Source organism: Pseudomonas sp. StFLB209 (genome assembly GCF_000829415.1).
Classification (GTDB): domain Bacteria; phylum Pseudomonadota; class Gammaproteobacteria; order Pseudomonadales; family Pseudomonadaceae; genus Aquipseudomonas.
Genome location: NZ_AP014637.1, coordinates 3,078,566 through 3,099,797 on the forward strand (window position 1 = coordinate 3,078,566; position 21,232 = coordinate 3,099,797).

Sequence of the window (21,232 nt, forward strand, 5' to 3'; positions counted from 1 at the left end):
TGCAATTGCGGGCGCGTTAGCCAGCTGAGATGTGACTAGCGCACTATCGCCAGTTGGGTATGCCTGAATCGTTTACCTGTGGGCACGTCCAGTCTTGGCGCTGGCATCTCACCGACTTATTGTGCGCGGAAATCTGCATCTTCGGTCGCATATGCTAAAGCAGCTATGGGATCGATGATGCCGAAAAGCTATCTGCACCGGTATCATGTAGCTATCTTCGCCCGGGCCCCTGCGGTCGGGTTTTCATTTTTTAATGCGCAATTCATCTGCGTCGAATGTAGGGATATAGTCCATGCCGGAACAAAAGGGTACCGAACAGGCCGCCAGCGTTCTCGCTGAACAGGCACTCAAGCAGGCCCGCACCCGCTTGGCGCCGAGCGAAACAGGGGCAGATCCAGAATCGGAGCCGGCGAAAAAGAAGCGCGGGCGAAAGGCCGCTGCCAGCGCCACCAGCAGCACCCTGCAGGATCTGGAAAAGACCCTGTGGGCCACCGCCGACAAGCTGCGCGCCAACATGGACGCCGCCGAGTACAAGCACATCGTGCTCGGTCTGATCTTCCTCAAGTACATCTCTGACAGCTTCGCCGGCCGCCGTGCAGAGCTGGAGCGCCGCTTTGCCGACCCCACGGATGAGTACTGCCTGAATAGTGACGATCCCGAATACCTGGCTGAGGAACTGGAAGAGCGTGATTACTACAAGGAAGTCAACGTGTTCTGGGTGCCGGAAGCTGCTCGTTGGGAATCGCTCCGGGCCGCCGCCAAGCAGGTCGATATCGGCAAGCGCATCGACGAGGCACTGGCCGCCATCGAAGTGGAAAACCCGTCGCTGAAGAACATCCTCGACAAGCGCTATGCCCGTGTCCAACTGCCGGATGGCAAGCTCGGCGAGTTGGTCGACCTGATCTCGACCATTGGTTTCGGCGGAGATGCCAGTGTCGCCCGTGACCTGCTCGGCCAGGTCTACGAATACTTTCTTGGCCAGTTTGCCAGTGCCGAAGGCAAAAAGGGCGGACAGTTCTACACCCCGGCCAGCATTGTCAAAACCTTGGTGGCCGTGCTCAACCCACATCACGGCAAGGTCTACGACCCGTGCTGTGGCTCCGGCGGAATGTTCGTGCAGTCGGAGAAATTCATCGAGGCTCACGGTGGCAAGCTGGGCGACGTGTCGATCTACGGCCAGGAGTCCAACCCGACCACCTGGCGTCTGGCGGCAATGAACCTGGCTATCCGCGGCATCGATTTCAACCTCGGCAAGGAGCCGGGTGACACCTTTGTGCGCAACCAGCACAGCGACCTACGCGCCGATTTCGTCCTGGCCAACCCACCGTTCAACGTCAGCGACTGGTGGCATAAGAGCCTCGACGGCGATCCGCGCTGGGTCTACGGCACGCCGCCGCAGGGCAATGCCAACTACGCCTGGCTGCAGCACATGCTGTTCCACCTCAAATCCAGTGGTCGAGCCGGCATCGTCCTGGCCAATGGCTCAATGAGCTCCAGCCAGAACACTGAGGGTGACATCCGCCGGGCCATGGTCGAGGCCGATGTAGTCGAAGTCATGGTCGCGCTGCCGGGCCAACTGTTCTTCAACACGCAGATCCCGGCCTGCCTTTGGTTCTTGGCCAAGCTGAAAACCAAACGCCCTGGAGAGGTGTTGTTTATCGACGCACGGAAGCTCGGTACCAACATCAGCAGGGTGCAAATCGAGCTGCTAGACAGCGACATCGAACGTATCGCCCAGACCGTAGCCGACTGGCGTGGCGAGCCGCTGGATATCGGCGGTGAGATTGCGGAGTACACCGACATCCCCGGCTTCTGCCGCAGTGTGACGCTTGCCGAAATAGCCGAGCATGGCTATGTGCTAACCCCTGGGCGCTATGTCGGGGTTGAGGCTGTCGAAGATGATGACGAGGCCTTTGCCGAGAAAATGCAGAACCTTACCGCCTTGCTGGGCGAGCAGTTAGCCAAGGGGGCAGAGCTCGATCAACTAATACGCCATAAGTTGGGGGGGCTAGGCTATGAGTTCTGAGTGGAATCGCCTCACACTTAAAGAAGCGGGCGTCGTTTTGATCGACTGTGATCATCGAACGCCGAAATCAGTGGATGAAGGCTATCCGTATATCGCGATACCGCAACTCAAAAATGGCCATATTGTGCTTGATGGCGTTCGCAGGATCTCCCATGCGGATTACATCGATTGGACAAAAAAACTCAAACCCCAAGCTAACGATGTGATTGTCGTGCGTCGATGCAGCTCTGGTGATAGTGCTCACATCCCTGTTGGGCTGGACTGCGCGATAGGGCAAAACCTTGTCGTACTTAGAGCTAGCGGCGAGAGAGTGCTTCCTCGTTTCTTGCGTTGGTTACTAAAAGGCCCGGAATGGTGGAATGAGGTATCCAAATTCATAAACGTAGGCGCTGTATTCGACAGTCTTCGCTGTCGGGATATTCCCAATTTTGAGTTGACTATTCCGCCCCTAGAGCAGCAGGCTGAGATTGCAAGTGTTTTATGCTCAATAGACGACCGCATCACCTTGCTCCGAGAAACCAATACCACCCTAGAAGCCATCGCCCAGGCGCTATTCAAATCTTGGTTTGTCGATTTCGACCCGGTGTGCGCCAAGGCGGAAGGGCTTGAGCCCGAAGGCATGGATGCGGCAACCACGGCGCTTTTTCCGGATAGCTTCGAAGAGTCAGAGCTAGGGTTGGTGCCGAGGGGATGGAAGGTTCGCAGCTTGGATTCGATTGCCAACTACTTAAATGGGTTGGCACTGCAGAGGTTCCCGCCAACGGACGATGGCTGGCTTCCAGTCATCAAAATTGCCCAGCTACGTAAAGGCGATACGGTTGGTGCGGATAGAGCGGGCAGGAACATAAACCCCGAATACATAATTCAGAACGGTGATGTCCTGTTCTCATGGTCGGGCAGCCTTGAGGTTGTGATTTGGTGTGGTGGCGAAGGCGCCTTGAACCAGCATCTTTTCAAAGTGACGTCTAATGACTTTCCAAAATGGTTCTACTACCTCTGGACGCGTCAGCACTTGACTGACTTCCAACATACAGCTGCCAGCAAGGCGACCACGATGGGGCACATTCAGAGAAAGCACCTAACAGAGGCTAAGGTTGTTGTCCCACCCGCCGAGGTGCTTCGCAATGCAGGGGTATTGATTGAACCACTCTTAGAACGCTGGCTGGTGAATGCGGAGAAAGCCCGTACCCTCACTCAGCTTCGCGATACCTTGCTCCCTCGCCTGATCTCCGGCCAACTGCGCCTGCCGGAAATGAAGGCCTCCGTCGAAGCCATGTTGTCGGAGGCTGTCTGATATGTCGCTTAATTTACGTCAACGTGTCGTTGAACGCCTGCAGAGTCTGCCGGATACCCATCAGACCGCCCGCGAGCTGGCGCAATGGATATTCGAGCAGTTTCCGGCTGAGTGTGCGGTCAAGAAGGCTGGCAGTGCCAGCTACATTCAGACTGACAATGATCTGGTACAACAACTGGTGGCGGAGATCTCTGGTTCACGCCCGCGCTGGCAGCAGATGCACCCGCAACTAAAAACGACCGAAGGACGGCCACGTCACTATTACTGGTCGGAGATGGATGCCAACGCTGAGGTGGCGGCGGCTGAAGGGGGTACCCTCGTAGAGTCAGACCTGCCTGAGCCCTCGCCGTTGCGCGAGTATGCGCTCTATCCGATGTTGGCGAAGTACCTGTTGACGGATGAGCAGTGCGTGTACGCCATGCGGATCAACGAAAAACGTTCGTCCAACCGTGCGGGTATCGGGGGAAACGAATGGTTGCATCCGGATCTGGTCGGCCTTGAAGACCTGACGGCCGACTGGACGTCAGGTTTGCGTGACTGCGTCCGTGTGTTGGGCGAGCGTCGTGCTCGACTGTGGTCATTTGAGGTCAAGCTGCTGCTCAACCGCTCCAATGCGCGCAAGACTTTCTTCCAGGCCGTGTCCAACTCATCTTGGGCGCATTTTGGCTATTTGGTAGCCGCCACGGTCGAGGGCGACGGCACACTCAAAGAGTTGCGCATGCTCGCCGCTGCGCATGGCATTGGGGTGATTCAGCTTGACGTTCAGAGTCCCACGGAAAGCCAGATTCTGATTCCGGCCCGCGAACGCAGTGAAGTCGACTGGGATATGTGCAACCGCCTGGCGGCAGAAAATGCTGACTTCGCCGAGTTTCTGGGGCGGGTAAGGCGCTTCCATCAGACTGGCGAAATAGCGGCCAGGGAGTGGGAGGCTAACGAGTGAAGCCACTAGCGTTATTGCTAGGCGGGTGGTGGCCGAATATGCGCCAGCTGGTATCTACACACCCGGCGATGCCGCCCAATACCAACTCTTACACGATTTGCCCGAAACCTTAGGCCGCAACCTGCCGAGCAATGTCGAGATCGGGGCGGAGCTGGCAGGGGAACGAGACACAGGAAGTGAAGTGGAATGACCGAAGATCAATTGGAACAGGAAACACTCGGCTGGCTGGCAGAGGTGGGCTACCGCCATGTGTACGGCCCGACTATCGCCTATGACGGTGAGACCCCGGAGCGTGACAACTACCGCCAGGTGCTCCTGATTGAGCGCTTGCGCAGCGCGATTGCCAAGCTCAACCCCACGGTGCCGCTGGCCGCACGGGAGGATGCCCTCAAGCAGGTGCAGGAGCTGGGCCTACCGGTTCAGCTGTCGGCCAACCGCTTGTTCCACCGCCTGTTGGTCAGTGGCGTGCCGGTGCAGTATCAGAAAGACGGTGAAACCCGTGGCGACTTCGTGCGCCTGATCGACTGGGTCGAGGTGAAGGCCAACGATTGGCTGGCCGTCAACCAGTTTAGCATCCAGGGGGCGAAACATACCCGGCGTCCGGACATCATCCTGTTCGTCAACGGCCTGCCATTGGTGCTGCTGGAACTTAAGAATCCGGCGGATGTGAAGGCCGACCTGGGCAAAGCCTTCGATCAGATCCAGACCTACAAAGAGCAGATCCCGGATCTGTTCCAGTACAACGAAATCCTAGTGATTTCTGACGGTAGCGAAGCGCGGATGGGCTCGCTGTCCGCCAATGTCGAGCGTTTCATGAACTGGCGCACCATTGACGGTCAGGCTCTTGATCCGTTGGGTCAGTTCAACGAACTGGAGACCCTGGTGCGCGGTGCCTTGGCCCCGCCGATGCTGCTTGATTACCTGCGCTACTTCGTGCTGTTCGAGGATGACGGCCGGCTGGTGAAGAAGATTGCCGGCTACCACCAGTTCCATGCGGTGCGCGCCGCCATTGGGCAGGTGGTCAGTGCCTCGCGCCCCGGCGGCAGCCACAAGGGCGGGGTGGTCTGGCACACCCAGGGTTCAGGCAAGAGCATCACCATGACCTGCTTCGCCGCCCGGGTGATGCAGGAAGCAGCAATGGAAAACCCAACCATCGTGGTGATTACCGACCGCAACGACCTGGACGGCCAGTTGTTCGGAGTGTTCTCGCTGTCTCAGGATCTACTGCGCGAACAGCCCGTCCAAGTGGAGTCACGCGGTGACTTGCGCCGCAAACTGAACAATCGGCCGAGCGGCGGCATTGTCTTCGCCACCATCCAGAAATTCATGCCAGGTGCGGATGAAGACACCTTCCCGGTGCTGTCCGATCGCCCGAATATCGTGGTCATTGCCGACGAAGCACATCGCACCCAGTACGGATTTGGCGCCGAGCTGAAAACCTCGGAGGTACTGCAGGCCGCCGAAAGTCGAACCCGTTACCAGGTGGGCTATGCCCAGCACCTGCGCGATGCGCTGCCGAACGCCACTTTCGTGGCCTTTACTGGCACTCCGGTATCCAGCGAAGACCGTGACACCCGCTCGGTTTTCGGTGAATACATACACGTCTACGACATGCAGCAGGCCACTGAAGACGGTGCGACCGTTGCCATCTATTACGAGTCGCGTCTGGCCAAGCTGTCTTTGAAAGAGAGTGAGCTGCCAGCGATTGACGAGCAGGTCGATGAACTGGCCGAAGATGAGGAGGACGAACAGCAGGCCAGGCTGAGAAGCCGTTGGGCCGCGCTGGAGCGAGTGGTTGGTGCAGAACCACGTGTACATAGCGTGGCCGCTGACCTAGTCAAGCATTTCGAGGAACGTAACCATGGCATGGTGAGTGTGGGGCAGATGCCCGGCAAAGCAATGGTGGTTGCCATGAGCCGCGATATCTGTGTGCACCTGTACAATGAGATTGTCGCCTTGCGGCCGGAGTGGCACGACGAAGATCCTGAGAAAGGTGCGATCAAAATCATTATGACTGGCAGCGCCTCGGATAAGGCTTTGCTACGGCCGCACATCTATTCCGGCCAAGTCAAAAAGCGCTTGGAAAAACGCTTCAAGGACCCACTCGACCCGCTCAAGTTGGTGATCGTTCGTGACATGTGGCTGACCGGCTTCGATGCGCCGTGCGTTCACACCCTTTACGTGGACAAACCGATGAAGGGTCACAACCTGATGCAGGCTATAGCCCGGGTAAACCGGGTATTCAAGGACAAGCAGGGCGGCTTGGTGGTGGATTACATCGGCATCGCCAATGAACTGAAAGCTGCACTCAAGGAGTACACCGGTAGCAAGGGTAAGGGCCGACCTACCGTGGATGCCCATGAGGCCTACTCGGTGCTGGAAGAAAAGATGGACGTCCTGCGTAGCCTGCTGCATGGCTTCGACTACAGCGAGTTCCTCACCGGCGGGCACAAGCTGCTGGCTGGCGCCGCTAACCATGTGTTGGGCCTAGAAGATGGCAAGAAGCGTTTTGCCGACAACGCACTGGCCATGAGCAAGGCTTTTACCCTGTGCTGCACACTGGATGAAGCTAAGGCCGTCCGCGAGGAAGTGGCGTTCTTCCAGGCAATCAAGGTGATCCTGATCAAGCGTGAAGTCAGTCAGCAGAAAAAGACTGACGAAGAACGTGAGTTGGCCATCCGCCAGATCATCGGCAATGCAGTGGTCTCCGGTGAGGTGGTGGACATCTTTGACGCTGTAGGCTTGGACAAGCCTAATATCGGCCTGCTCGATGATGCGTTTCTCGCCGAGGTGCGCAACCTGCCGGAGAAGAACCTTGCGGTTGAGCTATTGGAGCGCTTGCTCGAAGATGAGATCAAAAGCCGTTACAGCACCAATCTGGCGCAGGAGAAGAAATTCTCTGAGTTACTGGCCAATGTGATCAAGCGCTACCAGAACCGCTCAATCGAAACCGCTCAGGTCATTGAAGAATTAATCGAAATGGCCAAGAAGTTCGCCGCCGCTAGTCAGCGTGGCGATGCCTTGGGACTCAACGATGACGAACTGGCGTTCTACGATGCCTTGGCCAACAATGAGGCCTCTGTACGCGAGCTGGGTGATGACATCCTAGCCAAAATTGCCCACGAGCTGACCGCCAGCCTGCGGGCAAACGTCAGCGTTGATTGGAGCAGCCGCGAAAGCGTTCGGGCCAAACTACGCATTTTGGTGCGGCGGATCCTGCGTAAGTACAAATATCCGCCTGATCAGGCGGAGGAGGCTACGCAACTGATCTTGAATCAAGCTGAAACGCTTTGTGAGACATGGTTGTAGTTGGGGGGCCACCAATGCCATGCGATCACCTTATTGCCCATTCTCTGATTCTCGCCCCACGTCATCCCGCCAAGAATGCTGAGTGTTATCAGGGATCAAGGCCCCTGCGACCTGTGGGGTTGTCCTCTAACGCGGGACTGGCGGCTCCTTACGACCAGGAGCAAGGGCATCTCATGATCTGGCCTCTGAACACCGTTACCGGTGGACGGGTGGAGGCAGCACTGGCTGACGAGACCAGCGCCTGAAGATCCTGAGCCATGTGCAAGCAGCAATGCGATGACCGGGGCATGCCTGACTGTCAGTCAGGTGCAGTCCATTCCTTGCTCTGCGGCACCATCATCTACATGGCTGTTGCTGGTGACATCGGCGTTTGTCACGCCGATTGTCACGAGGGAGAATGCCGCAAAGCCTTGTGCGATCAGGGCTGCAGCAGTGGTAGAAGTGCCCGTCTCTTTCCACTGAAAGAGACGGGCACAGGTTGGCGCAATCTTCGGCCAAGCGGATAGGTTGCTGCAGGGCAGCGAGGTACGGAGTATCTGGCGCACGAGCGCTAGATGTGTAAGAGCATCCATCACATGGGTAGTGACCGGGCGAGCTGCCGGATGCGAATCGCCCTTGGGGAGAACCACCGCGAGAGCGGCATGACCTTGAAGGTTCGGGTCACCTGGGGGGCTGTCATCGACAGCCTTCGCACGGCCAGTTCTACGCCTGTGGATAAACCCGGTCAAGGGCCGAAACTCAGCGCTCTTGGGGATGTGAAAAGCGGTTATCCATTGGTGGAGTTCCGTGGTCAATCCCGGACAACGTCGTGTCTTTTAGCTCTTTAAAGTGAGGTCCATCCAAACAGGGCGGCTTTGCAGCCCTGTTTGGATGGACCCGTGCTGACAAGCGGAAAAACGAGGCTGCTTTCCCTGAATCTTGAGCGCTCAGTTGCTGTCGCCGCCGTTATTGCGCCTGTACAGCGCTAGCGGATCGGCACCACGTTCTTGTCTCTGACTTGGCCATATGCTGAGGCAAGCAGACTACCGGTCGCGGCTTTCTGGATGTACTCACTCCACTAAGCCATCATCGGACGCCTGCGTTCGATGTAGTCGGCGCGATTGTAGGCGCTGCGCACCTCATCCTTGTCGACATGCGCCAGTGCGACCTCAATGAGCTCCGGGTCCCACCCATGTTCATTCAAGATGGTGCTCGCCATCGAACGCATGCCGTGGCTGACCAACCGATCCTGGAAGCCCATACGTTTTAACGCCATGTTGGCGGTCTGGCTATTGGCGTGGGTGCGTGGATTTCGGTCGGCCGGGAAGACGTACTCGCGATGACCGCTGTGAGTCTTCAGTGACTCCAGTAGTGCGACGGCGTGATCACTCAACGGGATGCTGTGTGGGCGGCGCTTCTTCATCCGCACTGGTGGGATAGTCCAGACACGCCTTTCAAAGTCGATGTCTGCCCAGCGAGTGGTCGCCGCTTCGGCGGGGCGAGTCATGGTATGCAACTGCCATTCGATCAGGCAGCGGGTGGTGCGTTTGATGCTGGCGTTCGCGATCTCCAGCATGAGCTCGGGGAGTTCTTCGGGCGGAAGCGCAGCCATGTTCTCTTTCTTGGGCTTCTTGAATACTGCCCTGATGCCGCTGAGCGGGTTGGCGAAGATCAGGCCGGAATTTACGCCGTAGGTCATGATCTCGTTTAGCCGCTGGCTAAGACGTTTGACTGTTTCCAAGCTGCCTTTCGCTTCGATTGGACGAAGCAATGCGATCACCATCGGCGCCGTGATCTTCGCGAGTGGTGTCGTCTTCAAATCGGGGAACACGTGCAGCGTGAGCGACCGCCAGATGTCCTCGGCGTAGGCTGGGGTGACCGAGTCTTTCTTAAGCTCGAACCAGGCGGTGGCCACGTTCTCGAAGGTGTGTTCCGTTTCTGCGCGCTTGGCCTCATTCAGCGTATCGCGCTGCACCTTCGGATCGATGCCTTGGGCGAGCAGTTCGCGTGCTTCGACCGCGATCTTTCGGGCGTTCGCCAGCGAGAGCTCTGGGTAGGTGCCCAAGCCCATGTTGATGCGGTTCTTGGTCACCGGTTCACGGTAATTGAAATTCCACAGCAGAGAGCCGTTGCTGCGTACACGGAGTTGCAAACCGTCACCGTCCGTGAGGACATAATCCTTGGGCGCCGGTTTGACTCCCTTGAGCTGTCGATCGGAGAGGCGGAGGTTTTGAGCAGGCATGAGATTGTCCTCAGGCACTGATTCGGTATTCCAAAGATTAGCACCGGGTGAGCTGGAATACCGTCTGGAATACCCGAATGGCTGGAACTCAAAAACTCTCAAAAGACCGCAAAAGCGCTGGAGGCCGCGTATTTACTGGATCGCAGGCACAAAAAAAGACGTCCGTGGACGTCTTTGTTTGATCATTTGGTGGAGCCGGGGGGATTTGAACCCCCGTCCGCCAGTACTCCGCTGTCGGTCCTACATGCTTAGCCGTGTCTATTAAGTTAACCCTCAGCGACCCGACGGGCAGGGTGCATTGGGCGAGTTGTGTAAGTTTTAGCCACGTCGTCCACAACGTACTAGGCGGCGATCCTGTTCTGTATGACAATCATTTCGGGTTTACAGGCATCCCCTGATGATTGCTGGAGCCGAAGCTACCAGAAGAGCTAGTCGCGCCGCTTACGCAGCGAGAGCGTAGCCCTCGTAGTTTTCGTCATTGGCAACTATAGAAAGTTGCAACAGTGGATTTACGACTTCTGTTACCAAGTCGGCATGCACCTAAAGTTTCATCACCGGCGTCGAATCCTAATCGGCCCCGTGACTACGTTCAGGTAGTCAGTGGGGCGCAGTGTACGCCTAAAGGCGCTTCACGTCGACCCGCTGTGCGGGCTACCTGGCAATTATTTGGCGCCCTCGCTGCCGGAGCCGATTTTCTTCAGGTCGGTCATGGCTTTGTCAGTCAGTTCGATGCATTTTTTCTCATCGTTCGCGGCCTTGGCGGCCCGAGCATCGGCTTCAGTCTTCTCCAGCGATGCCTTGACTTCAGGGCTCAGGTTGGAGTTGGTAGACACCTGCGCATCCTTGATGCTTTGCAGGTTCACGTCGCAGAGGTTTTCGGCGGCGAAGACTGGGGAAGCCAACAGTGCAGCGCTGAGGAACAGTCCTGTAAATGCGGTACGTTTCATGTGTCTCTCCTTTAGCCTGTGGACTCGGTATGGCCGGGGTCGTGAGGGCCGCTGCCCGAGGTTGCGAAAAGCCATCCTGTAACGGGGGCTTAAAGGATTGACTGTGAGGTTTGGCAGGGGTTCTATTTATTTTTCTCGGCGAACAGAAAGTCGAAAACAGGGTGAAATGCACTAAAAAGAGGCGATAGGTCGCTAACCTCGCGGGACATCACGCAAACGTGGTTCAGTGATGTCCCAGCTATTTATTGAGGTCAGCGGAGTCATCGCGTCCGTGGCTGTGTCACCCGATCCACCAGGTAAACTAGGCTGTGATAATCAATCCCTGAGTGATGCGACAGCCCAATCTCACAGGTGCGGCTGGTGGAGATGCCTTCGCTGCAATACTGCACAGCGTTCTTCAACGGGCGTAGCGAGTGAGCATTGAGTTGCGGATGGGTGAAGCCTTTGTCGCCGGCAAAGCCGCAGCAGTGAATGCCCTCCGGAATCACTACGTTGACGCTGCACAACCGGGCCAGGTCGATCAGCGCCTGGCTTTCGCCCAGATGCTGGGTGCTGCAGGTGACATGCACTGCCACCGGTTCCTGCTGCGGGGTAAAGGTCAGTTTGTCCAGCAGGTGGGTACGGATGAAGCGCACCGGGTCATAGAGGTCCAGGCGGCTGTCCTTCAGGCTTTCGATCAGGCGCAGGGTACAGGGGCTGGTGTCACAGTAGATCGGGTCAAGCCCGCCGCGACTGGTCTTGAGCAGTGTCTTGATCAGCTCATCGCGCTTTTCGTCAGCCTTGGCCGTATAGCCTTTGGAAGCGAACGGCTGGCCGCAGCACAGGCTGTCTGCATCTTCCGGGAACACCACCTGATAGCCAGCCTTTTCCAGCAGCCTGCGCGTTTTGTCCAGTAGCGAGGTCTGTTCCCGATCGCTGGCGGCCGGGCCCATTACTCGCGAGACGCATGCGGCCAGGTACACCACTCGCGGCCGTTGATCGTCGATCGGCGGTGTGAAGCGAATGGCCTGTGCTGGCTGCGGCATGGCGGCTGTCCACTGTGGCACGCGGCCGGCGGAGGCTGTGTGCAGCGCTGCCGAGATTTTTGCCATACGCGGCGCACCGAGCAGTTTGCGGGCTCCGTCGGCCACTCGTAGGGTAAAGCGTGCGCCCTGCAAGGCGGTCTTGAAGTGCTGCGCTATCCAGTCAGCGGTTTTGTCATGGCTGGCCTGTTTGGCGCGCAGTTTTTTGACCAGCTCACCGGTATTGATGCCTACCGGGCAGCGCTGGGCGCACAGTCCGGTGGCGGCGCAGGTATCGATGCCCTGGTACTGGTAACCCTGCTCCAGCGCGCGGGTATCTTCGCCGCGGCGTTTTCTCGCTTGAATGTCACGCCAGATGACGATGCGCTGGCGAGGGCTGAGGGTCAGTCCTTTGGACGGGCACACCGGTTCGCAGAAGCCGCATTCAATGCACTTATCGACAATTTCGTCGGCTGCCGGCATGGGTTTGAGGTGCTTGAGGTGAATGTGCGGATCGTTGCTCAGCACCACGTCCGGGTTGAGGATGCCGTTGGGGTCGAGCAGGTGCTTGAGTTGCCACATCAGTTGATAGGCGTCGCTGCCCCATTCTTTCTCGACGAATGGCGCCATGTTGCGGCCTGTGCCGTGTTCTGCCTTGAGTGAGCCGCCGAACTCGACAGCGACCAGCTCGGCGACGTCATCCATGAACGCCTGATAGCGTGCGACTTCTTCATGGCTGTTAAAGCCCTGAGTGAAGACAAAGTGCAGATTGCCCTCCAGGGCATGACCAAACAGGATGGCCTCATCGTAATGATGCTTTTCAAACAGGGCGATGAGTCGACGTACGCCAGCGGCCAGTTGTTCCACTGGAAAGGTAACGTCCTCGATGATGACCGTGGTACCGGTCTGGCGCACGGCACCGACAGCAGGGAAGGTGTCTTTGCGAATTGCCCATAGCCGGGCGTTGTCCTGTGGGTCTTCGCTGAAGTCGACTTGTTGCTCCACTGCAAACGGCGCCAGCGACGCCATGATCTGCGCCAGCTGTTCATGCAGCAGGCTCTGGCTGGCCGCGCGGGCCTCGATCAGCAGGGCGCAGGCGTTTTCCGACAGCTCGCGCACGAAGGCCGGCATACCCGGTTTGTCCTGGACCGAGCGCATGCTGCGCCGATCGAGCAGTTCCACGGCGGCCACTGGCTGCTGTTTGAGGACGCTGACGGCGTTGCAGCAGGTCTCCACGTCCGGGAACACGATCAGCGCCGAAGCTTTATTTGGGTGGTCGGGCACGGTGTTATAAGTCACCGCACTGATAAAACCCAGAGTGCCTTCGCTACCCACCAAAAGATGGCTGAGGATATCCAGTGGCTCATCGAAATCCACCAAGGCGTTGAGAGACAGCCCGGTGGTGTTTTTCAGACGGTATTTATGACGGATTCTGGCCGCCAGTTCGCTGTTGTTGCGGGTCTTGCGTGCGAGGCTGGCCAGTTGCTCCAGCAACTGCGCGTGGCTGTTGCGAAAGGTGGCGACGCTGGCAGGGTCTTCGGTGTCCAGGCGAGTGCCGTCGGCCAGCACCAGGCGGATGCCGGCCAGTGTGTGATAAGTGTTCTGGGCGGTGCCGCAGCACATGCCGCTGGCGTTATTGGCGACGATACCACCGATCTTGCAGGCATTGATCGACGCCGGGTCCGGGCCGATCTTGCGGCCAAAGGGGGCCAGCCAGGCATTGGCTTGAGCACCAATCACGCCGGGTTGCAGGCGGATCTGGCTGCCCTGTTGACGAATCTCGCGGCCGTTCCAGTTATCGCCCAGCACCAGCAGCACGCAATCGCTGATTGCCTGACCAGACAGACTGGTGCCCGCCGCACGGAAGGTCACCGCAACCTTATGGGCCTGAGCCAGCTGGAGCAGCGCCACGACTTCGTCTTCGGATTCAACCCGGATCACCAGTTTGGGGATCAACCGATAAAAACTGGCGTCAGTACCGAAAGCCAGGGTCGAGAGCGGATCATCGAAGCGGCGCTGTTCGGGAATCAACAATTGCGCCTGGCGCAAAAAGTTGGCGGGCAGGGTCATGCGTCCTCCAGGATCAGCACCACCAGGTCCTTGGGACCATGGGCGCCGTAGGCCAGCACTTGTTCGATATCGGCGGTTTTGGACGGGCCGGAGATCAGCAGCGCATTGGTCGGCATGTCGTTCGCCCATTGCTGTTGCTGCTGCGCCTGGTACAGGTTGTCGTGGATCTGACTGGCTTTGAGCAGAGCAAAGTGCACCGGCGGCACCAGGCTCATCAGTCGCGGCTCTTCGCGGCTAGGCCAAAGGATCAGGCTGCCGGTCGCGGCGATCGCGCCCAGTGTGCCGGTCACGCTGGCGGCCGTATCGTCGAACAGCTCTTTTTTCCAGGTTTCTATCGGTTTGTCATAGGCCTTGAGCGGCGCCAGGCCGGGCTGTTGCGCCCAGTGTTCGCGAATCCGTTGCCCGTGCAGTGTCCCCGGAGCGATCAACAGGTTGGGCAGTTGCCGCTCGCTGACCAGTTGCGCCAGGCGTTGTGGCCAATCGTGCTCGCGGCACAGATGGATTTCGGTATGTACCGCTTCCATCAATTGGCGCAGGCGGGCGAGCCGGGTCTGTGCGGTATAGCTCCATGGCCCGGTCACTGTTGCTTCATTGAAATGATCGGCAATCGGTTGAGTGCCTTCCAGGCTACGCCGCAGCTTGGCGAGAATAGTGTTTCTGGCGTTCATCAGGTGTCTCTCTTCTGCCGGGCCTGGTGCTCGCGGGCCAACTCATGCAGTGACCGGGCCGCGGGTTTCGGAGCGCTATGATGCTGCGTCCACGGGCCGAGGTTAGCGGGCATCAAGGCGCGCAGGCGGGTGGCGAGAAAGCGGAAGGCCCGGTACAGCGCTGGCGAGCGGTTGAGCACCGACCAGGCGTTCCAGATCAGCCGCTCTTTACGTGAGTACTTGCGGCCCTGGTCGCGCATCACCGGGTTGGGTGCATCCGGCGCTTTGACGTTCTCTTCGCGCAACCGGCGCAACAGTGCCGGAATCGGAATCTTCACAGGGCAGACCTCACCGCAGGCTCCGCACAACGACGACGCGCTGGGGTGGTCCGGTACTTTATTCAGGCCGGCCATGTGTGGGGTGATGATCTTGCCGATCGGGCCAGGGTAGACCTCGCCATAGGTGTGCCCGCCGACCCGGGTATACACCGGGCAATGGTTCATGCACGCGCCGCAGCGGATGCAGTTGAGGGTCTGGCGCAGCTCGCTGTCGGCAAAGGCCTGGCTGCGGCCGTTATCCAGCAGTACCAGGTGGACTTGCTGCGGGCCATCGAGCTCATGAGCCTTGCGCGGGCCAGAGATCATGTTCACGTAGGTGGTGATCGGGATGCCCAGTGATGAGCGAGTCAGTAGCGACAGCAGTGGCACGGTGTCGCGCAGGTTCTCCACCACCTTCTCTATGCCGGTGACCGCGATATGCACGGGCGGCACGCTGGTGACCATGCGGCCATTGCCTTCGTTTTCGACCAGCAGCAGGGTGCCGGTCTCAGCCACAGCGAAGTTGACGCCAGACACGCCGATGTCGGCTTCGAAGAACTTCTGGCGCAGCACCTTGCGGCCAATCTGAATCAACTGGTCGACATCGCTGGTGTAGTCGACGCCGAGCTTCTCATGGAACAGCGTGCCAACCTGGCCGGCATTCTTGTGGATGGCCGGCATGATGATGTGCGAGGGCTTCTCGTGAGCCATCTGTACGATGTATTCGCCCATGTCGGCTTCCAGGCATTCGATGCCTCGCTCAGCGAGGAAATGGTTCATTTCCATTTCTTCGCTGACCATCGATTTGCCTTTGATCAGTTGCCGGGCTTCATGCGCTTCGACGATAGACAGCACGATGGCATTGGCTTGCTCGATGGTTTCGGCCCAGTGCACCTGAACGCCGTTGCGGATCAGGTTGTGTTCCAGTTGCTCCAGCAGATCAGGCAGTTTCGACAGCGCGCGGGCCCGGATGGCATTGCCAAGCTCGCGCAGCTCTTCGCGTTCGTCAGCGTCGCTGAACGCCGCGGCGCGCTTGGTCATCAATGAATCCATGGCGCGGCGGAAATTGCCGCGCAGTTGACTGTCGCCAAGTGCCTGACGGGCGCGGTTGGGGAAGTCGGGGTTGAGCTCTACGGCCGCAATACGATTGTGCGCGGTCATGAGCGGCCTCCGGTGCGCTGCCAGAGAAAACTGGCCAGATGCATGCCGTGCAGCGATGCTCGCTGCTTCTCCAGTGCCCCGTTGATATTCATCAAGCAGCCGCAGTCGGCCGTGATGACCTGGTCGGCGCCTGAGTCTTTCAGTGCCTGGGTTTTGTCGGCCACCATGGCCCCGGAAATGTCTGGCATACGCACGCTGAACGTGCCGCCAAAGCCGCAGCATTCGCTTTCATGCGAGTGTTCGACACGCTCGACGTTGCCCAGTTGGCCAAGCAGTTCGCGGGCATGCAGGTGGGTGTTCATCTCCCGGCGTGCCGAGCAGGATGTATGCAAGGCGATCCTGATCGGCTGGCCTTGGTCATCGAAGCGCACCTTGCAGACATGCAGCAGGAATTCGGTCAGTTCATAAGTGCGCGCGGCAAGATTGCGCACTTTTTCCAGCATCGGCGGCTCGTCCTTGAACAGCTCTGGATAATGCTCACGGAACATGCCCGCGCACGAGCCAGACGGCACGACCACCGGGTCGCTGCCTTCGAACAACTGCACCTGAGCGCGGGCGACTTGCCGGGCCTGCTCAGTGTAGCCACTGGTGTAGGCCGGCTGGCCGCAGCAACTCTGACCCTGTGGGTAGTTCACCTGGATACCTTCGCGCTCAAGCAGGTGAATGGTGTCCATGCCCGCTTGCGCAAAAAACAGGTCGACCACGCAGGTGCCGAACAGGTACACCCGTTGTGGTTTCTGTGCAGGGTACTGCCGTGCTGGATGGCGCGGCGCCAGTCGCGTGGCATTGGGGGAGGCGTTATAGAACAGTTCGTTCATCAGGTGCTTCTCCGGGTGGGCCCGGTTATCGAAAGCTGGCGCCGGCCATCACGGCGGCGCCAGGGTTTACGGATTGACCGCGACTCAGTGCACCAGCATGCCGGTGAGCCAATACGCTTGTGCATAGGTGATGATCCCCACCAGGGTGGCGAAGAACAGGCTGTGCTTGAGGGTGAAGCGGAACAGGTCCGACTCCTTGCCGACCAGGCCGGTCGCTGCGCAGGCCACGGCAATGGACTGTGGCGAAATCATCTTGCCGGTGACGCCGCCGCTGGAGTTGGCGGCGACCATCAGCACATCGCTGACGCCGGTCTGGTGCGCTGTAGTGGCTTGCAGGGAGCCAAACAGGGCGTTGGCAGAAGTATCCGAACCGGTCAGGAATACCCCCAGCCAGCCCAGAAATGGCGAGAAGAACGGAAAGGCCGCACCGGTGCCGGCCAGTACCAGCGCCAGTGTCGAAGACATCCCCGAGTAGTTCATGACGAAGGCGAACGCCAGCACCATGCCAATCGATACGATTGCCCAACGCAGTTCAATCACGGTCTCTTTGAAGGTGGTCAGACCAATCCTGGCGCTGATGCGCAGCACGATCATCGAGATGATGGCCGAGAGCAGGATGGCGGTGCCGGAAGCGGCAATCAGGTCCAGCTTGTACACCGCCGGCATGGCGGTTGCCTTGGCCACGATTGGCGTGCCCTTGATCACCAACTGATCGAGAAACGGTACGGCGGTGTTGATGGTCCAGGCCTGCAGCGGGCCGCCGGCAGCGAACAGCGCCTTGAAGGGTTTGAGCGTCCATACAGTGACCATCGCGGTGAGAATCAGAAATGGCGACCAGGCTTTGAAAATCTGCCCCAGGGTGTAGGGCGACGGCGTACGTGACGGGGCCGGGATATGACCTCCACCGCCCAGTACGGCGGTGCCGCCACCGCTGCTGATCACTGCGTCAGTGGCGCGCTGCGGCTGCCAGACCTTGAGGAACAGGGTCAGGGAAATGATGCTGACCAGCGCCGAGGTGATGTCTGGCAGTTCCGGGCCGATGAAGTTCGAGGTCAGGTATTGGGTGACGGCAAAGCTGAAGCCCGCCACGAACGCGGCCGGCCAGGTTTCCTTGACGCCGCGCACGCCGTCCATGATGAACATCAGCCAGAACGGCACGAAGATAGACAGGAACGGCAGCTGGCGACCGGTCATTGCGCCGATCTTGAAAGCGTCGATGCCCGAGACCTGGCCGGCAACGATGATCGGGATGCCGAGCGCCCCGAACGCCACCGGCGCGGTGTTGGCAATCAGGCACAGGCCGGCGGCGTATAGCGGGTTCAGGCCCAGGCCAACCAGCAAGGCGGCAGTGATTGCCACAGGCGCACCGAACCCTGCCGCGCCTTCAAGAAAGGCGCCGAAGCAGAAGCCGATCAGCAGCACCTGCAGGCGCTGGTCGTCGGTGATGGTCAGTACCGAGCTGCGGATGATCTCGAACTGGCCGCTCTTGACGGTCAGCTTGTAGAGAAATACCGCTGCGACGATGATCCAGGCGATCGGCCACAGACCGTAGGCAAAACCGTAGCCGGCCGCAGCCAGCGCCATGTCGACCGGCATCTGGAAGGCGAAGATCGCCACCAGCACCGACAAGCCCAGCGTGATGCTGCCAGCAATGTGGCCTTTGAGACGGAACACCGCCAGGGCGAGAAAAAAGAAAATGATCGGGATCAGCGCAGCGGCGGCGGATAAGCCCAGGCTGCCCAAGGGGGTATAGAGTTGTTGCCAGGTTTGCATTGGGTTGGCCCCTAGTTGTTTTTGGTTAGGCCCGGTGTCCGGTGGCGTACGTGCCTGATTCAGGCGGGTGGTCGTAGCGTCCCGTGCACCAGCTCAGGCCTTTCCGGTCGGGAAAGGTCCAGCGATATACGTGCAGTTGGTTACTCATATAGCTCTTGGTTAATTGGTAAGACCAATTTACAAGGTCTGGTTGCTAGGGTAGAAGCCTTATCGGGGATGTGTCAATTTGCTCTTTTTGCGACTTTGGTCTGAATCAGCCCGGCAGCAGTACAGCAATGGTTCAGTGACAGCCATGCGGCAGATGCCTAAGGTGCTCGGATCGGCCAGAATAGACGGGCCCGATAACGAGGTCGGGAAGGTGGAGTGAGGGTTATGGGCTTTGGTCAAGTGCGGCAACGCCGTTTGTCGGACGATATTGTCGAGCAGCTGGAAAAAATGATTCTGGAAGGCACGCTCAAGGCCGGCGGTCGTTTGCCTGCCGAGCGCGTGCTGGCTGAGCAGTTTGGTGTTTCACGCCCATCCCTGCGTGAGGCCATTCAGAAACTGACAGCCAAAGGGCTGTTGATCAGTCGTCAGGGCGGCGGTAATTACGTGGCGGAAAATCTGGGCTCGACCTTCAGTGATCCGTTGCTGCAACTGCTGGAAAGCAGCCCGGACGCGCAGCGCGACCTGCTGGAGTTTCGGCATACTCTGGAAGCCTCGTGCGCCTACTACGCAGCGTTGCGGGCTACCGATCTGGATCGCGAGCGGCTGCGCCAGGCATTTGATGCTCTGCAGGATTGTTACGCCAGGGCTGAACAGGAGGGCGGTGTCGAAGAGGCCGCTGCCGATGCCAATTTCCATCTGGCGATTGCCGAGGCCAGCCATAACGCGGTGTTGCTGCACACCATTCGTGGGCTGTTCGACCTGGTGCGGCGTAACGTCGTGATCAATATCGGGGGCATGTATCAGCAGCGCAGCGAGACCCGCGACATGCTTATCGCGCAGCATCGTGAGCTGTATGAGGCGATTATCGAAGGGCGCGCCGAGGATGCACGAAGTGTTTCAAGTCGCCACCTGATGTATGTTCAGGAGGTGCTTGAGGAGGTGCGTCAGCAGGGAGAGCGGGCGGCGCGAGCCGAGCGGCGGCATAACCTGTAGGTTACGCCGAATGCCCGCGATAGCCTGTCGCGGGCTGCGCGGGGTCAGTCTTCCTTGCCCTTGTTGCGCACGGCACGTTGCAGTTCGCGGTTGGAATCGCGTTCGCGCTCGGTGTCGCGCTTGTCGTATTCCTTTTTGCCTTTGCCCAGTGCGATTTCGCACTTGATCATGTGCTGTTTCCAGTACAGCGACAAGGCAACGCAGGTATAGCCCTTTTGCTGTACAGCGGCGAACAGCCTGTCGAGTTCGCGGCGGTTGAGCAGCAGCTTGCGAGTGCGCGTCGGGTCCGCGATGACATGCGTGCTGGCTGTCTTGAGGGGGGTGATATGACTGCCCATCAGCCAGGCTTCGTCGTCCTTGAGCAGCACATAGCTGTCAACCAACTGTACCTTGCTGGCACGCAGGCTTTTTACTTCCCAACCGGACAGGACCAGACCGGCTTCGAACTTGTGTTCGATGAAGTAATCGTGACGCGCTTTTTTATTCTGCGCGATGGTCCCTGTAGGGTGCTTTTTGAGTTTGGCCATAGGGGCCGCATTATAGGCAGTTGCTGCGTTGTCGGCTATGGGCAAGGCGTGTGCTTGAGCGCGATGATCGAATCCCGGACAATGCGCGCTCTTTTTACACCTTGTAACGTGGCGTATCGCATCTGAGCGGCCCACGACTCAGGCGAAAAGGTGATGAGGCGCTGGCGTCCGATCCTGTTACCCTGACTTTCATTCTTGAGGCACCAGAGGGTGCCGTTCGGCATTTATATGCCGCTCAGTTTTGGAAAAGATGCTGACATGACTACGCATATTCAACGTTCGGCACTGTTGCCGTATCCAGCCCGGTTTCTTTATGACCTGGTCAACGATGTGGCTCGCTATCCCGAATTCTTGCCTTGGTGTGCCGCGGCGCTGGTGCACGAGTCCAGCGACACCGAGATGCGTGCCAGTCTTGAAATCGCCAAAGGCGGACTGAGCCAGAAGTTCGTGACCCGCAATACCCTGATACCAGGTGAGTCGATTGTCATGGACCTGGTCGAAGGGCCCTTCAGTCAATTGCATGGTGTCTGGACTTTCAAGTCGCTGGGCGAAAAGGCCTGCAAGATCAATCTGGACCTGTCGTTCGACTATGCCGGGCCACTGGTGCGTGCCACCCTCGGGCCACTGTTCAATCAGGCAGCCAATACCTTGGTCGATGCATTCTGCCAGCGGGCGAAACAGCTGCATGTCTGAAACCCCGATTGAGATCGAGGTGGTGCATGCAAGTCTTGAGCGTCAGGTCATGTTGCGCGTCAAGGTGGCTGCTGGCACCACGGTTCGCCAGGCATTGCAGTCAAGCGGCATCGGAGCGGTTTTTCCGGAGCTTGAGCTGGAGTCTTGTGCGGTGGGGGTCTTTGGCAAACTGATCAGCGATCCTGACTATCGCGTCATGGAGTCGGGTGAGCGTATCGAGATCTATCGACCGCTATTGGCTGATCCGAAGGAAGTGCGGCGGCTGCGTGCTGCCAAGGCTGAAAAAGCGCGACCGAAGAAGGGGCGGGCCTGACTTCAGTTCAGGGCCGAGAAAATATCTGGATAAAA

General features: G+C 58.7%; 14 protein-coding genes, 1 other RNA gene and 1 pseudogene. 7 read left to right on the forward strand and 9 right to left on the reverse strand.

Going from position 1 to position 21,232, the window contains the following annotated elements; genetic code table 11:
• Positions 1-292: 292 nt before the first annotated feature.
• From PSCI_RS13720 to PSCI_RS13735, 4 genes are all read left to right on the forward strand, one after another.
• Complete coding sequence (locus tag PSCI_RS13720) at positions 293-2,026, forward strand: class I SAM-dependent DNA methyltransferase (protein ID WP_045487644.1); 1,734 nt, start codon at positions 293-295, stop codon at positions 2,024-2,026.
• Positions 2,016-3,320: a restriction endonuclease subunit S gene (locus PSCI_RS13725; RefSeq protein ID WP_045487647.1), complete on the forward strand. Its 1,305-nt coding sequence runs from the start codon at positions 2,016-2,018 to the stop codon at positions 3,318-3,320. The genes PSCI_RS13720 and PSCI_RS13725 overlap by 11 nt, the downstream gene beginning before the upstream one ends.
• Before the next feature lies 1 nt (position 3,321).
• Positions 3,322-4,260, forward strand: a complete 939-nt coding sequence (locus tag PSCI_RS13730; protein ID WP_045487649.1) for a COG2958 family protein — start codon at positions 3,322-3,324, stop codon at positions 4,258-4,260.
• Positions 4,261-4,446: 186 nt separating this feature from the next.
• Positions 4,447-7,569: a type I restriction endonuclease subunit R gene (locus tag PSCI_RS13735; protein WP_045487652.1), complete on the forward strand. Its 3,123-nt coding sequence runs from the start codon at positions 4,447-4,449 to the stop codon at positions 7,567-7,569.
• A gap of 964 nt (positions 7,570-8,533) precedes the next feature.
• On the opposite strand, the pseudogene PSCI_RS13745 reads toward PSCI_RS13735, so the two are convergent.
• From PSCI_RS13745 to PSCI_RS13775, 8 genes and pseudogenes are all read right to left on the reverse strand, one after another.
• Positions 8,534-9,790, reverse strand: a pseudogene (locus PSCI_RS13745) (integrase domain-containing protein).
• Between the two features lie 187 nt (positions 9,791-9,977).
• Positions 9,978-10,369: a transfer-messenger RNA gene (gene ssrA / locus PSCI_RS28640) on the reverse strand.
• A gap of 83 nt (positions 10,370-10,452) precedes the next feature.
• Entirely contained in the window at positions 10,453-10,737 is a 285-nt protein-coding gene (locus PSCI_RS13750; protein ID WP_045487655.1) for a hypothetical protein, read from the reverse strand.
• Positions 10,738-10,997: 260 nt separating this feature from the next.
• The gene (locus PSCI_RS13755; RefSeq protein WP_045487659.1) at positions 10,998-13,808 is read right to left on the reverse strand and encodes an FAD-binding and (Fe-S)-binding domain-containing protein; all 2,811 of its coding nucleotides are present in this window, start codon (positions 13,806-13,808) and stop codon (positions 10,998-11,000) included.
• The gene (locus tag PSCI_RS13760; RefSeq protein WP_045487662.1) at positions 13,805-14,476 is read right to left on the reverse strand and encodes a LutC/YkgG family protein; all 672 of its coding nucleotides are present in this window, start codon (positions 14,474-14,476) and stop codon (positions 13,805-13,807) included. Before PSCI_RS13760 ends, PSCI_RS13755 begins: the two co-directional genes overlap by 4 nt.
• A complete protein-coding gene (locus PSCI_RS13765; protein ID WP_045487665.1) occupies positions 14,476-15,933 on the reverse strand; it encodes a LutB/LldF family L-lactate oxidation iron-sulfur protein in 1,458 nt (485 codons plus the stop codon). Before PSCI_RS13765 ends, PSCI_RS13760 begins: the two co-directional genes overlap by 1 nt.
• Complete coding sequence (locus PSCI_RS13770; protein ID WP_045487668.1) at positions 15,930-16,751, reverse strand: (Fe-S)-binding protein; 822 nt, start codon at positions 16,749-16,751, stop codon at positions 15,930-15,932. The genes PSCI_RS13765 and PSCI_RS13770 overlap by 4 nt, the downstream gene beginning before the upstream one ends.
• Before the next feature lie 84 nt (positions 16,752-16,835).
• Entirely contained in the window at positions 16,836-18,524 is a 1,689-nt protein-coding gene (locus tag PSCI_RS13775; RefSeq protein ID WP_045487671.1) for a lactate permease LctP family transporter, read from the reverse strand.
• 372 nt (positions 18,525-18,896) lie between these two features.
• On the opposite strand from PSCI_RS13775, the gene PSCI_RS13780 reads away from it, so the two are divergent.
• Positions 18,897-19,664 (forward strand): FCD domain-containing protein, encoded by a 768-nt coding sequence (locus PSCI_RS13780; RefSeq protein ID WP_045487674.1) that lies wholly within the window; start codon positions 18,897-18,899, stop codon positions 19,662-19,664.
• Positions 19,665-19,708: 44 nt separating this feature from the next.
• Here the strand turns inward: PSCI_RS13780 and smpB are convergent, their stop codons facing one another.
• Entirely contained in the window at positions 19,709-20,191 is a 483-nt protein-coding gene (gene smpB / locus PSCI_RS13785; protein ID WP_045487678.1) for an SsrA-binding protein SmpB, read from the reverse strand.
• A gap of 258 nt (positions 20,192-20,449) precedes the next feature.
• On the opposite strand from smpB, the gene PSCI_RS13790 reads away from it, so the two are divergent.
• Together PSCI_RS13790 and PSCI_RS13795 are read left to right on the forward strand one after the other, a co-directional pair.
• The gene (locus tag PSCI_RS13790) at positions 20,450-20,884 is read left to right on the forward strand and encodes a type II toxin-antitoxin system RatA family toxin (protein WP_045494304.1); all 435 of its coding nucleotides are present in this window, start codon (positions 20,450-20,452) and stop codon (positions 20,882-20,884) included.
• Positions 20,877-21,197 carry an RnfH family protein gene (locus PSCI_RS13795; RefSeq protein ID WP_045487683.1) on the forward strand — a complete coding sequence of 107 codons (321 nt, stop codon included), beginning with the start codon at positions 20,877-20,879 and terminating at the stop codon, positions 21,195-21,197. The genes PSCI_RS13790 and PSCI_RS13795 overlap by 8 nt, the downstream gene beginning before the upstream one ends.
• Positions 21,198-21,232 lie beyond the last annotated feature (35 nt).

Excerpts from the sequence above, each read along its gene's own strand:
- PSCI_RS13720 (WP_045487644.1), top strand. The coding sequence starts at position 293 with ATGCCGGAACAAAAGGGTACCGAACAGGCCGCCAGCGTTCTCGCTGAA.
- PSCI_RS13725 (WP_045487647.1), top strand. The coding sequence starts at position 2,016 with ATGAGTTCTGAGTGGAATCGCCTCACACTTAAAGAAGCGGGCGTCGTT.
- PSCI_RS13730 (WP_045487649.1), top strand. The coding sequence starts at position 3,322 with ATGTCGCTTAATTTACGTCAACGTGTCGTTGAACGCCTGCAGAGTCTG.
- PSCI_RS13735 (WP_045487652.1), top strand. The coding sequence starts at position 4,447 with ATGACCGAAGATCAATTGGAACAGGAAACACTCGGCTGGCTGGCAGAG.
- PSCI_RS13750 (WP_045487655.1), bottom strand. The coding sequence starts at position 10,737 with ATGAAACGTACCGCATTTACAGGACTGTTCCTCAGCGCTGCACTGTTG.
- PSCI_RS13755 (WP_045487659.1), bottom strand. The coding sequence starts at position 13,808 with ATGACCCTGCCCGCCAACTTTTTGCGCCAGGCGCAATTGTTGATTCCC.
- PSCI_RS13760 (WP_045487662.1), bottom strand. The coding sequence starts at position 14,476 with ATGAACGCCAGAAACACTATTCTCGCCAAGCTGCGGCGTAGCCTGGAA.
- PSCI_RS13765 (WP_045487665.1), bottom strand. The coding sequence starts at position 15,933 with ATGACCGCGCACAATCGTATTGCGGCCGTAGAGCTCAACCCCGACTTC.
- PSCI_RS13770 (WP_045487668.1), bottom strand. The coding sequence starts at position 16,751 with ATGAACGAACTGTTCTATAACGCCTCCCCCAATGCCACGCGACTGGCG.
- PSCI_RS13775 (WP_045487671.1), bottom strand. The coding sequence starts at position 18,524 with ATGCAAACCTGGCAACAACTCTATACCCCCTTGGGCAGCCTGGGCTTA.
- PSCI_RS13780 (WP_045487674.1), top strand. The coding sequence starts at position 18,897 with ATGGGCTTTGGTCAAGTGCGGCAACGCCGTTTGTCGGACGATATTGTC.
- smpB (WP_045487678.1), bottom strand. The coding sequence starts at position 20,191 with ATGGCCAAACTCAAAAAGCACCCTACAGGGACCATCGCGCAGAATAAA.
- PSCI_RS13790 (WP_045494304.1), top strand. The coding sequence starts at position 20,450 with ATGACTACGCATATTCAACGTTCGGCACTGTTGCCGTATCCAGCCCGG.
- PSCI_RS13795 (WP_045487683.1), top strand. The coding sequence starts at position 20,877 with ATGTCTGAAACCCCGATTGAGATCGAGGTGGTGCATGCAAGTCTTGAG.